General features: G+C 60.6%; 10 protein-coding genes. 2 read left to right on the top strand and 8 right to left on the bottom strand.

The genetic code is table 11. The features are described 5' to 3' along the window. Positions 1-31 precede the first annotated feature (31 nt). The 7 genes from mutL to aroE all read right to left on the bottom strand — a co-directional run bounded on the left by mutL (position 32) and on the right by aroE (position 10,610). Entirely contained in the window at positions 32-1,969 is a 1,938-nt protein-coding gene (mutL, locus tag R3C19_16910; protein MEZ6062023.1) for a DNA mismatch repair endonuclease MutL, read from the bottom strand. Positions 1,970-2,351: 382 nt separating this feature from the next. Then, positions 2,352-4,454, bottom strand: a complete 2,103-nt coding sequence (gene ppk1, locus R3C19_16905) for a polyphosphate kinase 1 (GenBank protein ID MEZ6062022.1) — start codon at positions 4,452-4,454, stop codon at positions 2,352-2,354. Between the two features lie 4 nt (positions 4,455-4,458). Then, positions 4,459-6,069, bottom strand: coding sequence for an exopolyphosphatase (locus R3C19_16900; GenBank protein MEZ6062021.1), 1,611 nt, complete (start codon positions 6,067-6,069; stop codon positions 4,459-4,461). 80 nt (positions 6,070-6,149) lie between these two features. Beyond that, a complete protein-coding gene (locus tag R3C19_16895) occupies positions 6,150-7,145 on the bottom strand; it encodes an ROK family protein (protein ID MEZ6062020.1) in 996 nt (331 codons plus the stop codon). A gap of 138 nt (positions 7,146-7,283) precedes the next feature. Beyond that, positions 7,284-8,579 (bottom strand): prepilin peptidase, encoded by a 1,296-nt coding sequence (locus R3C19_16890; GenBank protein MEZ6062019.1) that lies wholly within the window; start codon positions 8,577-8,579, stop codon positions 7,284-7,286. Further along, positions 8,579-9,118 carry a shikimate kinase gene (locus tag R3C19_16885; protein MEZ6062018.1) on the bottom strand — a complete coding sequence of 180 codons (540 nt, stop codon included), beginning with the start codon at positions 9,116-9,118 and terminating at the stop codon, positions 8,579-8,581. Before R3C19_16885 ends, R3C19_16890 begins: the two co-directional genes overlap by 1 nt. Positions 9,119-9,122: 4 nt before the next feature. After that, positions 9,123-10,610 carry a shikimate dehydrogenase gene (gene aroE / locus R3C19_16880; protein ID MEZ6062017.1) on the bottom strand — a complete coding sequence of 496 codons (1,488 nt, stop codon included), beginning with the start codon at positions 10,608-10,610 and terminating at the stop codon, positions 9,123-9,125. Positions 10,611-10,913: 303 nt separating this feature from the next. Here aroE and R3C19_16875 point away from each other — a divergent pair, with 303 nt between their 5' ends. Next, positions 10,914-11,312, top strand: a complete 399-nt coding sequence (locus R3C19_16875; GenBank protein ID MEZ6062016.1) for a hypothetical protein — start codon at positions 10,914-10,916, stop codon at positions 11,310-11,312. 470 nt (positions 11,313-11,782) lie between these two features. On the opposite strand, the gene R3C19_16870 is transcribed toward R3C19_16875, so the two are convergent. Beyond that, positions 11,783-12,307, bottom strand: a complete 525-nt coding sequence (locus tag R3C19_16870) for a thioesterase family protein (GenBank protein MEZ6062015.1) — start codon at positions 12,305-12,307, stop codon at positions 11,783-11,785. Between the two features lie 50 nt (positions 12,308-12,357). On the opposite strand from R3C19_16870, the gene R3C19_16865 reads away from it, so the two are divergent. After that, positions 12,358-12,729 carry a gamma-glutamylcyclotransferase family protein gene (locus R3C19_16865; GenBank protein ID MEZ6062014.1) on the top strand — a complete coding sequence of 124 codons (372 nt, stop codon included), beginning with the start codon at positions 12,358-12,360 and terminating at the stop codon, positions 12,727-12,729. The last annotated feature ends 523 nt before the right edge of the window (positions 12,730-13,252 follow it).

Raw genomic sequence — 13,252 nt, 5'->3', positions numbered from 1 at the left:
GAAGATTGTCGGCCGCCCCAAATAGCGGAATTCAGCCCAGCCGGCCGAACTGCTTGTCCAGCGTCATGCGTGACAATGTCAGCGACGTCGGGCGTCCGTGGGGGCAGTGGTGAGCGTCGTCGACGAGATGCCGCTGCTTCAGAAGTTCCTGCATTTCCTCCGGAGCCAGCCGCTGTCCGGCTTTGATGGCTGCTCGGCATGCCATCGTGTGCAGCATGTGGTCCAGCAGGTCGCGGCGCGATGTCTTACCGTCTGTGGATTCCAGTTGTTCGGCAAGGTCGCGCAGGATGTTGACGAAGTTGCCCCTTGGCAGCAGCACCGGGTGAGCTGTCAGCAGAACTGTTGTGCCCCCGAATTCCTCCAGTTCGAAACCCGCTTCCTTCAGCAGTTCCTGGTACTCCAGCAGAACCGCGGCTTCTCCGGCGCTGCATTCGATTGGTTCGGGGATCAGCAGCTTCTGTCGCTCGACGCCGCCTTCCAGTACTCGAATTCTCAGGTGTTCGTACAGGATGCGTTCGTGCAGGGCGTGCTGGTCAATGACCTCCAGCCCCGCGTCACCGGCGACGACCAGGTAACAGTCGTGAATCTGAAAGGCCCGGAACTCGCCAGCCGTGAAACTGCCGGACGCTGCCGAAACCGCAGCCTGCTGAGACGTCTCAACGGGTGCCGGCGGCTGCGGCCCCCGTTCCGATTTCGCTTCCGAAGTCGCTGACGACACTGAACTGTCTTCGCGGGTCGGCGGAATCGCGTCTGAGTGATCCTGATCGCTGACCGCTGCGGCGCTGTTATGATCTCGCCGCTCGAACGGTGCAGGTTCAGGGGCGTGGACTCGAACATCAGGACGCGCCGCTGATGCTGACCAGATGTTGAGTTCCCGTTGCGGGTTCGTCGCGACCGCCACCTGCCCTGCCCCGACAGCGTGTCGCATCTGAGGCGCCGGCACGCTGAATTCTGCCTGAAAGTTCATCGACAAAAAGCGATCCCGCAGCGTGTGCAGCAGTTGGCGATACAGAGCCTGGCTGTCGCGAAACCGGACTTCCGTCTTGGTCGGATGCACGTTGACGTCGACCAGATGCGGCGGCAGTTCCAGAAACAGAAAGCTGACCGGATGCCGCCCGACCATCAACAGTCCGCGGTACGCTTCGTTCAGCGCGTGCTGCAGACTTCGGTCCTGGATGCAGCGTCCGTTCAGGAACAGATATTGATTCTTTCGGGTGGCCTTGCTCAGCGACGGATCACCGACGAATCCCCAGACGCGGATCGTTTCTCCGGATTCCGTCGTCGTGCTGGATTCCACGGCGATCAGCTTATCGGCCAGATCACTGCCGAAAAACCGCCGAATCCGCTCCCGCTGATCGGTGGTCGCCGGCAGTTCATAGACCAGTCGATCACTGTGACGCAGCACCAGATGCAGGCAGGGGCAGGCGAGCGCGATGCGCGTGAACTGTTCCCCGATCTGGCCGAATTCCGTTGAAGCCTTCTTCAGAAACTTGCGCCGGGCGGGCGTGTTGAAGAACAAATTCCGGACTTCGATCGTCGTGCCCTGAGCACATCCGCAGTCGCGATGTACGGTCACACTGCCTCCGTCGGCCTCCAGTTCCCGACCGACGGGTGAGTCTTCCCGGCGCGTTCGAATGCGAAACCGGCTGACCGACGCTATCGACGCCAGCGCCTCCCCCCGAAAACCCAGCGTTGCGATCTGCTGCAGATCGGCGTCGCTGCGAATCTTGCTGGTCGCGTGACTGGTGACCGCCAGCAGCAGATCTTCCGGGTGCATCCCTTCGCCGTTGTCGCAGATGCGGATCATGTCCATCCCGCCGGCGGCAACATCAATTTCCACACGAGTCGCCAGAGCATCGATGCTGTTTTCCAGCAGTTCCTTCACGACGCTCGCCGGCCGTTCAATCACCTCACCCGCGGCGATGCGATTGACAACGTGAGAATCCAGTTGCTGAATGCGGGACGTCATGGCGAACGGTTGATGGTGGAAAGACAACGCAGCACTAACGCCACGGGCCGTGGCAGACGCATCATAGCGAGCACCATTGCTGCCGTCAGTCGGCCGTTGCGCCTCGGTGCTCCCCCGTCATCCGTCGGTGTGACCGATTTGTCGGCAACTTTTCCAAAACCTGTCCGTCGTCAGGGATGGTATCGGCGAAAGCCGGACCGGACCTGCGGCCGAAGGCCCAGTGAGTGGCATATGCCGGACCATGACACGGTGCGACTCCTGACCGACGGCGACAGCGACGGACTCGCTCCGTGAGACCAGTCTCATGCGTGGCTGCTGCAAATGCGGAAGGAAAACCGTCCGTGCGGCAGCGAGGGGTTCGCCGATCGACCGGCGAGCGGAATCAGTTCGGTTCCGCCGGGATGAACGTCATGCGTTTGGATTCGAACGCATTCTCTTCGGCTTCCCGGGCAAGTCGCTGGAATTCCAACTGGCTCTGGACGACGGAATCCTGCCTGGCGGCGGACATGCTGTAGCTGCCGTCCGCGTTCAGCCGGCGGGCCTTGACGTTGTCTTTGAAGCAGGTCTCCAGAATCCGGATCGCCTGCCGCTTGCAGTCGTCATTCAGGATCGGGACCAGCAATTCCACGCGGCGGTCGAGATTGCGGGGCATCAGGTCGGCGCTGGAAATGAAGACTCGCCGATCCCCGCCGTGGTAGAAGTAGAAGATTCGGGCATGTTCCAGAAACCGGTCGATGATGCTGGTCACCCGGATGTGTTCGCTGAGTCCCGGAACGCCGGGTCGCAGGCAGCAGATGCCGCGAACGTTAAGCTGGACGTCGACTCCGGCCTGAGAAGCCCGATACAGCGCTCGGATCAGTTCCGGGTCGACCAGCGAATTCAGTTTGGCCACGATTCGTGCGTCGTCGCCGTTTTCGGCTCGCTGAGTTTCCACTTCAATCATTTCCAGCAGCTTTTCCCGCAGTCCGATGGGAGCGGATTCCAGTTGCTGAAAGTGCTGAATCTGGGAATACCCGGTCACGGCGTTGAACCAGGAGATCACGTCGCTGCCGAGTTCTTCGTTGCAGGTCAGGTAGCTGACGTCGGTATAGAAGCCGGCGGTGATTTCGTTGTAATTGCCGGTGCCGAAGTGGATGTATCGCTGAAACCCCTGCGGTTCCCGGCGGACGATGACGCAGGCTTTGGCGTGAGTCTTCAGAGCCCGCACGCCATAGATCACCTGGACTCCCGCGTATTCCAGTTGTCTGGCCCATTCGATGTTGCGAGCTTCATCAAAGCGGGCTTTCAGTTCGACAATCACGACAACGTTCTTGCCGTTTTCGGCGGCTCGTTTCAGCGCGGCCACGATCGGACTGTTGCGACTGGTGCGATACAGAGTCTGTTTGATGGCCAGGACATCCGGGTCTTCGGCGGCCTCGGAAATCAGCCGCACGATCGGTGCGAAGGATTCGTACGGGTGATACAGCAGCACGTCGCTGGCTCGAATGATGTCGAACATGGACGTGTCCGGGTCGATGTCCGGAGAACTGCGCGGCGTCCACTTCGGATAGCAGTACTGTTCGTAGCCATTCAGTTCGGCAAGTCGCATGAAGTCGCTCAGCCCGGTCGGTCCCGGCAGCACGTAGACGTCGCGGTTTTGCAGCTTCAGCAGCTTTTTCAGAAATCCCAGCAGCGGCGTCGTGACGGCATCGGACAGTTCCAGCCGGACGCAGAAACTGTCCTTGCGTTCGTCCAGCACATCTTCCATTTCGGCCAGCAGGTCGGTGCCGTCTTCTTCCCGCACGCTGAGGTCGGCGTTGCGGGTGATCCGGAAGGGCACCGTCGAGATGATCTGTTCGCCGGGAAAGAAGCGGTGAATCATCATCGCGATGACGTCCGCGGCAAGGACATATTCAAACGCGCCATCGGACGGCAGCGTGATGAATCTCAGGTTGGAACGGCCGAACGGAATGACGGCGTACCGAAAGTCTTCTTCCGGTTCCTTCGGCGCCAGTTGGACGGCGACGTTCAATGTGCGGCCGGCCAGCAGCGGGAACTGTTCCGGATCGTGAATCGCAATCGGAGCCAGCACGGGCAGGATTTGTTCTTCGAACACCTGTTTGACGAAGTCCGACTGCTGCTGGTTGAGTTCCGTGACGTGTCGCCGCCGGATGCCGACATCCGCCAGTTGCGGCTCAATTTCATTCAGAAACACGGCATACTGGTCGGCGACCATTTCCGCGATGCGCTTGCTGGCGGCGTCCAGTTGTTCGGCCGCCGTCATGCCTCCCGGGTCCACACCGACGCTGCCTCGCCGCACCGCCGTGCGCAGGCTGCCGATGCGGACCATGAAGAATTCGTCCAGATTGGACGCCGTGATCGCGAGAAACCGCAGCTTTTCCAGCAGCGGCACCGTCGGATCGGAGGCTTCATCCAGCACGCGCTGGTTGAACTCCAGCCAACTGAGTTCGCGGTTCAGGAAGTGTTCGTGATCGTTGGCGGTCATATTGCTACGGTCGTTCCAGTCTGAGCAGCACACTGAGCCCGAAAACGTCTTCAAACAGCGAAGCATTCTGGCGCAGTTCCAGGCGTTCCATCGCCAGATCGCCGGCCTGCGCGGGAGTGCGAATGATGAATCGCTTGCGTTCGATACTGCATTCGATGTCGCGGATTCTCTGACTGCGCGAATGATCCAGGCTGAGCGCGACTCGCAGAATTCCCGCCAGCCGGGACACAAGCACGCGATCGTCGCGCGAAAGCTGAGCGAATTCCTGATGCGTGGCTTTCGGCATGGCTCGCCGATGATAACGAGCCACCAGGGCCACCAGCCGCTGATCGGAGGCGCTGAGCCCGAAGAGTTCGCTGTTGTTGATCACGTAGTACGAATGCTTGTGGTACGCCGACGAACTGACGAACAGTCCGACTTCGTGCAGCATCGCCGCGACGTACAGAATGATTTCCGAATGAATGTCCAGATTGTGCAGCGACTGCAGAGTCTGCAGCGACTGAAACAGCCGCCGCGAAAGGTTGGCGACATGTTCCGCGTACGCGACGTCCACGCCGTACCGTCGAGCCAGAACGCGGGCGGAATGGATGATCTGGTCACGAAAGTCTTCCGACCAGTCGGCGGTCCGCAGCATTCCCTGCAGCAGCGCGTCGCGAAGGTTGAACGGTGTGACCAGCAGGTACTCCGCATTCAGCATCTGAGCGGCCCGCAGGTTGGCCAGCAGGGCGGGCACCAGCGTTTCAGCCTGCGTCAGTTCCAGATGGTATCGCCGGCTGATCTGGTCGACGCTGAGCTGCAGCAGTTTGTGGGTCAGCTTCGCAAGGTCAGCTGTCGGCATATGCACGATCCGCGAATTGCTGATATCCAGTTGCAGCAGCCGCGCCGCGAATCGCATGTCGCCTCCCAGAGCCAGCAGTTCAATGCGAGACGTTTTCGGAAGAGACTCGCGAATCTGCTCCAGAGTCCGGTCGATCTGCCCGGACATAATGCTGGCCGCCTGGTCCCGTGACGCATTGTACTGCCGCAGCATTTGCTGCAGCCGCAGCGATCCCAGCCGGTAGGCGTGTGACAGCAGGATCGTCTTGCCTTCCAGCAGCAGCACGTCGGTGTGGCCGCCGCCGACTTCCATCAGCATGATGGTGGAATCCCGCAGCTCCGCGCTGGTTTCCAGCAGCGGGCGAATTCCCAGATACGTGACGCGTGCGATTTCGGCGTCGTCGATCGGTTCCACGGCGAACCCCGTGGCGGTGTAGATGCGGTCAAGAAAGGCCATCCGGTTTGTCGCTTCCCGCACAGCACTCGTGGCGACCACGCGAATGTCCTGCGGATTCGTACACTGATACTCCTCCAGCTTCCGGCGGTAGCTTTTCAGCACATCGATGCACTGCAGCATGGTTTCCCGCTGAATTTCGCGACGGGTGAACGTGTCCTTTCCCAGGCTGACTCCGCGAACGAGCTGTTCCAGCGATTTCACGCCCGAAACGCCGTCGGTCTGGCCGATTGCCATGCGGATGGCGGACGTTCCCAGTTCGATGACGGCGATGGGATACGTCGATGCGGGACGCGGCGGTTCCGGGACAAAGTCCGGAAACAGTACAGGCTGCCGTTCAGTCATTGCTGTGGAAGCGAAGAGGGATCCGGAATCGGTTCTGAGAACGTCGAATGAAGTCTGCGGGGCGAAACTATCGCGGAATTTCAGCTGTTCGCCTCAACACGGCGACGCACCAGAGCAGCCGCGCCGGTGGCAGTGGCGAAGTCGCCGAGTTTCGCGATGCGGATTTCGAAACAATCCTTCAGCGACGGCAGCACGTTGCGCCGGGCTCCGTCAGCGACTTCCGAAAGATAAAGCTTCGGCATTGCTTCAACCAGCCCGCCGCCCAGCAGCACGACGTCCGGCGCCAGGATGTTCACCAGCGAACCCACCGCGCGGCCGATCTGTTCCGCCGCTTCCCGCACGAGCTTCTCGACGATCTTTTCTCCGGCGTCGATCGCTTTGGCGATGACTCCGCTGCGCATGTTCGCCAGATCCGTGCCCGCCATTTCACCCAGAATCGGAGCCTGTCCGCGGTAGACAGCCTTGGCGGCTTCACCGGAAATCGCCAGACGGCTGGCCAGCGCTTCCAGAGTTCCCACAGGCCCAAGCCCGGCGGACGGTCCGGCCGTGGCCATCTGCAGAAAGCCGATTTCCATGCACGATCCCCGCTTACCTCGATAGATCGCGCCTTCGTAAACCAGACCGCCGCCGACACCGGTTCCCGGGAAAACTCCCAGCACGCAGCGAACACCTTTCGCCGCACCGGCCACGTATTCGCCGTACACGCCGCCGTCGACGTCGTTGCAGATCTCCGCGGGGCAGTTGAATTCCTTCGACAGAAAGTCGCGGATTTCGACGTTCTTCCAGCCAAGGTTTGGCGCTTCCAGAATCACGCCCTTGTTCAGATCGAGCGGTCCGGGACACCCTGCTCCGATGCCTCGCACTGCCGACGGATCGACTTTGGCATCTTCCAGCGCCATGCGGATGGTTTCCGCCAGCCGCTTCAGATCGACGCCGTCCTTGCTCTTGTCGCGCGTCTTGCGGCGCTTCTTTCCGAGCAGCTTGTAGTCGTCGTCGAATACCGCGGCCATCATCTTTGTGCCGCCGAGATCGAAACCGACCCAGACCTGTTTCTGAGTTTCCTGAGCTTCTGACATGCGAATCCTCTTTCCAGTGCCATTGACGAACAGTGCCATTGACGACACATGCCGCCCCTGTTTTTTCTTTGCGGCGCAGGATAGCAGTCGGCCGGTACGAACGCTCGGCGGATTGGCGGCGTCTCTCATGTGAGAGGTCTATCCGCCGTCTCGCCAGCGGCGATACTGACTTTTCCCCTGCGCGGAATGCACGCCCGGCCAGACGTCGCGCGCCAGCCCTTCGCAGATGTCACGGGACGCCGGACTGTTGTAGTACGACAGGTGATCGGCCGACGTCCAGACGTCCGGGGAAGCCTGAGCATCCGCGGAGATTCCCAGCAGACGCTTCAGCAACTGGACGACCTGCAGCATCGCCGCCAGCGACAGCGTCATTCCCAGTCCCATCAGAAACAGAAGCGGCCCCATGTCAAAGATGCGCTTCGCGTATGGCCACAGCGGTTTCCAGCCGACCAGCAGGATGATCGTCGCCAGGCTCAGCCACGGTCCGTAGGGAATCTCGCGGTCCCGTCGCACCAGCCACATGGTTCCGGCCGCGAAGACCGCCAGCATGGGAGCGATAAAGAACACCGTCAGAACCGGCTGCCAGCCAATCACGCTGCCGATCATGGCCATCAGCACGACGTCTCCGAAGCCCATCGCTTCCTGCTTCACAATCCAGAAGCCAATCAGCCGCACGATCCACACCGAACCGGCTCCCGCCGCAAGTCCGGCAAGGCTGACCAGCAACCCGTGCCAGTGCGGATGCTGCATGGCAAACGGAATCACGTTCCATTCAAAGATCAGCGGCTGCAGAGTCGACGGAAGCAGCGGTCCCAGAGTCCTGACGACGCTGGTGTCCTGAAACCACAGCGGAACAATGAACACCTGGCCGACGGTGAAGCTGACGGCAATAGCCAGCAGCATGATCGGCACCGTGCTGCCATCGGGAATGATGCGGTGTTCCAGGTCAATAAACGTCGCTACGACCAGCCCGCAGATCATTGCCAGGTGCAGCAGGCACCTCACGTGCACCCAAAGGAACGGATGCCACAGATCGGTGATGAGTTCCGGTCCCGGAGGACCGCCCGCGGAATACAGGCCCTCGCCGGCACGTGCTGCATGCAAAGACAGAGGCAACTCATGCCAGGCGATGACGGCGAACAGCATCGCAGTAACCAGTTCCACGACAAAGGGACGCCCTGGTTTTTTTCGTCGGCAGCGCTGGCAGCGTCCTTCGCCGAACATCCGGGACACGATTGGCAGTCTCGACCACCAGGATCCCGGGTGTCCGCAATACGTGCATGTGGACGACGCGCCGCGGAGTGATGTCAGTTGGTTCAGCAGGCGATCGTGCATGGGAAAGCGTTCGATCGCGACAGACAACCACTGCCCGACAAATGCACCGGCGGCGAAGTAACCGGTCACCAGCACCCATTGAGGCGGGATCGGCCCCATCACGTCTCCCGCTCGGCGACGATGCCGGAATTCAGGTCAGAAAGAATCTGTTCGACGATTTCCGCTGGACTGAGCTGTTCGGAATCCACGGTGAGTGTCGCGGTCGCGGCATACAGCGGCAGCCGCACAGCCAGGACGTCGGACACTTCGCGCACAGCGGAATCACCTGTCAGTGCCGGACGTCGCTGGCCGGACGTTGCGTCCCGCGCGATACGTTCCGCGAGAATTTCCGCGGACGCCTGCAGCCAGACGACCGGACCGGCCTGCCGCATGCGCTGCCGGTTGATTTCCGCCAGCACCGCGCCGCCGCCGGCGGAAACGACGATCGGGTCGCGCTGCAGCAGGTTTGCCAGCACCTGAGTTTCCAGGTCGCGAAACGCCGCTTCGCCGTCGTCGCTGAAGATCTGCCGAATGGACTTTCCGGCACGTGTTTCGATCACGTCGTCACTGTCAGCCGATTCACAGTGCAGCCGTTTCGCCAGCAGCGGAGCGACACTGGACTTTCCGCAACCGCGATAGCCGATCAGTGAGATGATCATCGCATCACTGCCTTGCCGCCGACATCGCCCGTCGCATGGTTTCGGCCAGATAGTCCAGCGACGCCGGCGCTCCCGTAAAGATTTCGAACTGCCGTGCGGCCTGCCGGACAAACATTTCCACTCCGCTGACCGTCGGGCAGCCCCGCGCTCGAGCGCTTTTCAGGAACAACGTGTTTTCCGGATTGTAGACCGTGTCGAAAACCAGCGTGGATTCATTCATCCAGACTTCCTGGAACGGTGATTCGTTCACGTTGGGATGCATGCCGACAGACGTGCAGTTGATCAGAATATCGCACTTTTCCGAGGCCCGGTTTTCCCAGCCGATTGTCAGACAGCCGAGTTCCGCCGCCAGCGCCTTCGCGCGATCGCGAGTTCTGTTGGTCACGGTCACTGTAGCCTTTGACTGCTGCATGGCGTGCGCGGCCGCACGGGCGACTCCACCAGCTCCCAGGATCAGCACCTTCTTTTCCGTCAGTCGCGGTTCCATCACTCCGGTGGCTTTCAGGCCGCTGACTACGGATTCAATGATCGCGTCGTAGTCCGTGTTGGTGGCGTGCCATTCTCCGCTGGTCTGGAACAGTGTGTTTGACGCGCCGATCAGATCCGTCTGCACGTCGGCTTCGTCGGCAAAGTCCAGAGCCGCCTGTTTGTGAGGGATCGTCACACTGAATCCCGAAAATCCCAGCTTCGCGTATTCCCGAAGTGTCGTCGCGAAGGAGTCGGCCGGAATTCGCAGCGGCAGGTAGACGCCGTCGAATCCTGCTTTGCGGAAGGCGGCATTGTGCAGAATCGGGCTCATGCTGTGAGCAATCGGGTCTCCCACGACGCCGAACAGCTTTGTGTTCTTCGTGATCTTGTTGTACCGGTACAGGTTGCGGACCTCGGCAAACGTCAGTTGCCCCGGTGCCATCTCGCGGTCGCGGCTGAAGCCCGCGTACGTAAACGGAGACCCGAAGCGTCCGCACAGAATGCGGCTGGTGATGCCGAATTCCCCCATGCAGAATCCGACGGTCGGAACGTCCGCGGCGCTGACCATTTCCAGCATGCGAACGTTGTCTTCCGGCGAATTCGCCATCGTGACAATCTTGATGATGTCCGGATTACACGACTTCAGACGCTCGTAGATTTCAAACAGCTCGTATGGCGTTTCGTCGAAGTCATGAAAACTGACGATTCGCTTCGTGCTGCCGTAACGCGGGATCGACTTGGCGATGTCGTCTTCCAGATCGACGTATTCGGCCCCGCCGATGATGGCTTCCCGCAGCAGAGTCAGCCGCTGGTCTTCGCTGCCGGTCCAGCGGCCACGATCCTTTTGCCGTCGACACGTGACGATCACAGGAGTCGGCCGGTCCTGCAGCAGTCGCCCGACATCCGGGCGTTTTCGCATCCAGTCGACTCGCAGTTCCACCAGCTCCGCGCCTTTTTCGGCAAGGTGCAGATGCTCTTCCCGCATTGACGAATGGCGAGTGCGACCGAGACTGATACAAATCATGGCGGTTGTTATGCGATGACCGGAATGCGCAGGCAACGAATTTTATGGTGGCAAACCGGCAGACCGGCTGACAGCGTCGGCAGCATAGCGGAGCGTGTTGAGGACGTCATCTAAACCGCCGGCTCGGGCGCTAGCTGACGGTGCGGTCGCGCGATTCGAGGCGTGCGCATAAGAAAAGACGGCTTCTTGCCGTCTTTTTCAGAATTGCAGGCCGGTCGGCTCGACCGGCATCACCCACCGCGGAATGCTCGCTTCAGCATCGTTGCTGAAGACTGTCTGGCAGCCGCTCGGGCGGAAAACTAGATGGCGTCAGGAGGAGCCGGAGCGTCTTCTGCGCCCGTGGCCGGTGCCGGAGGAGCCGGAGCACTGACAGGCTCTGATGTCGAAATCACGCCGCAGCCGCCTGCTCCGCAACCGCTGACGCTGCCACAACCTGCTGAGCCGCAGCTTGAGGACATGCCGCAGGTCGTGAAGCTTCCGCAGCCGCCACAGCTACTGCAGGTGGAAATCGGTGCGCCGCAGGAGCTGCCGCATGTCGAACATGTGCTGACCGGAGCACCACACGAGCTGCTGCAAGTCGAACATGTGCTGATCGGTGCACCGCAGGAACTGCCGCACGAGCTGCTGCATGTGGAGCATGTGCTGATCGGTGCACTGCATGTCGAAGCACAGCTTGAACCACAGGACGAACCGCAGCCGTAGCTTGTCATTGTGTACGTGGACCCGCAGCTTGTGTTGCAGCCCGTGTTGCAACAGCTATGCGTGTGACGCACCGGACGGCAGCGAACCGGACGAACACGGCACGCTCGCTGCCGAACTGGCTGCGCACAACAGCCTGCATTTCGCCTTCCCGCTTCGACCTCTGTGGAAGCCGTGAACGCCAGCAGCCCGCAGAGGGCCAGAAGTACTGTGTGTTTCATTGTCTTTCCTTCTCAACCTGATTCCATGTCTGCATCACCGGTACGTTCCGATGATGTGCTGCCTGCCTCCGGAATCCGGACGGCAAAAGACAGCTCACCAGCAGCGAGGGACCGTATGTTACGAAACCGGCAAATGTCAACCAGGTCGCTCAATTTGCCTAGAGTTCTCATACACGAGCAGGGATTTTCGCCGACGCTGCACGAATTCCGCCGCGATTTCTGCACTCAGGTGCCAATCGCACCCGGTCCGCCTCAGGCATCTGATGTCAGGTCCGCCAGGTCATCCGGAATGCGCTGCAGTTCGCCGTTTCGGTCGACGCAGGCGATCACCGACGACGCTTCCGTCAGCAATTCGGTGCCGCGCAGCAGCCGATAGCCGTGTTCAATGCGAGCCGGCGTCGAACGGGTGATCTGCGTCTCCAGTGTCAGAACGTCGTCGTACCGCGCAGGCTTGCGGAATCGCAACTGAAGCTTTACGACGACGAAGAACAGCCCCTGCAGTTCCATATTGCGATAATTCCCGCCCTGCTGGCGGAACAGTTCCGTGCGGCCCATTTCGAAGTAGTTCAGGTAGTTCGAATGGTGAACAAAGCCCATTGCGTCCGTTTCGCTGTACCGCACCCGAACTTCGATCGTATGCTGCTGAATCAAACCGGGCGCTCCCGTGACGGAGGACAAAGCGGAGAACAAAACCGTGGCGGCGGACCGATCCCGCGGCGCGTTCGGTGAGACGTCATGCTTTTCCGGCCGACTGCCTGCGGTTCCGCAGTGTCTCATCTTCGCCTTGCCGCTCAAGCCTGTTTCCGCCGTTCATCAGGATCCCCGTGGTGAGTCAGTCTGAACGCATCTTTGTTTACGGATCGCTGAAACGCGGCTGCGAACTGGCCGTCGAACTTCAGGACCAGGAGTTTCTCCGCACGGCGATCACGCAGCCGGTGTATCGGATGTTCGATTGCGGATCATATCCCGGTCTGATTCGCGTCGCACGCGACGGAATCGCCGTCAATGGTGAGCTGTATTCCGTATCGCAGTCATGTCTGAAGCGCCTGGACCGGGTCGAAGGTGTCGACGAAGGCATGTACGAACGTCGCCGCATCGAGCTGCAGGCGCCCGATGATTCCTGCCCTGCCTGGGCGTGGTTCTATTTGCGACCAGTGGCAGGACTTCGCGACTGTGGCCGGAGCTGGCCTTGCCCGTGAGGGACACGGGGCAATCGCGATCGGCATCCGTAGTATCTGCCGGGCGACCGAGTCAATCGGACTTATTCCGAACGCAAGTTGACGGCAGAGCCGCTCCGTTCGCCACCTCATTTTCTCCGCCTGTCTGCCTTCCGGTTTTCTTCGGGATTCCCTGTTTGCCCATCTGCCCGTGGGTTGCGGTGTGCTGACTCGGCACATCCTGCAGAAGGTTGTGGTGCGATTTCGGCCGGACCTGAGCGATTTTGACCTGCGTTCGGCAGCCAATGCCGATGCCAGAACCGGATTTGCGGAATCGAAAAAAAAAGGCGGAACAGAGGTTTCATGCCGTATTGACCTGTTCGGAACATCACGGCTATCAACCCGCTCCGGACTGGTTCCCTGCGCATCCGCTATGGGTGAGAGGGGCCGGATCACGGGCTGGAAATTGCCTGCGGGTAACTGATGACGAGTGCCGGCAGGCGGTGTGATTTCCAGAAACATCAAGTTCGGAATTGATCCTGTGCGATCTGTTGGTCCGCGTGAC

The organism is Planctomycetaceae bacterium (genome assembly GCA_041398785.1).
Taxonomy (GTDB): domain Bacteria; phylum Planctomycetota; class Planctomycetia; order Planctomycetales; family Planctomycetaceae; genus JAWKUA01.
Note: the sequence above shows the minus strand (reverse complement) of the source record. Positions and strands in the feature narration are given on the sequence as shown.

Excerpts from the sequence above, each read along its gene's own strand:
- mutL (MEZ6062023.1), bottom strand. The coding sequence starts at position 1,969 with ATGACGTCCCGCATTCAGCAACTGGATTCTCACGTTGTCAATCGCATC.
- aroE (MEZ6062017.1), bottom strand. The coding sequence starts at position 10,610 with ATGATTTGTATCAGTCTCGGTCGCACTCGCCATTCGTCAATGCGGGAA.
- R3C19_16885 (MEZ6062018.1), bottom strand. The coding sequence starts at position 9,118 with ATGATCATCTCACTGATCGGCTATCGCGGTTGCGGAAAGTCCAGTGTC.
- R3C19_16900 (MEZ6062021.1), bottom strand. The coding sequence starts at position 6,069 with ATGACTGAACGGCAGCCTGTACTGTTTCCGGACTTTGTCCCGGAACCG.
- R3C19_16890 (MEZ6062019.1), bottom strand. The coding sequence starts at position 8,579 with ATGGGGCCGATCCCGCCTCAATGGGTGCTGGTGACCGGTTACTTCGCC.
- R3C19_16875 (MEZ6062016.1), top strand. The coding sequence starts at position 10,914 with ATGGCGTCAGGAGGAGCCGGAGCGTCTTCTGCGCCCGTGGCCGGTGCC.
- R3C19_16870 (MEZ6062015.1), bottom strand. The coding sequence starts at position 12,307 with ATGAGACACTGCGGAACCGCAGGCAGTCGGCCGGAAAAGCATGACGTC.
- R3C19_16895 (MEZ6062020.1), bottom strand. The coding sequence starts at position 7,145 with ATGTCAGAAGCTCAGGAAACTCAGAAACAGGTCTGGGTCGGTTTCGAT.
- ppk1 (MEZ6062022.1), bottom strand. The coding sequence starts at position 4,454 with ATGACCGCCAACGATCACGAACACTTCCTGAACCGCGAACTCAGTTGG.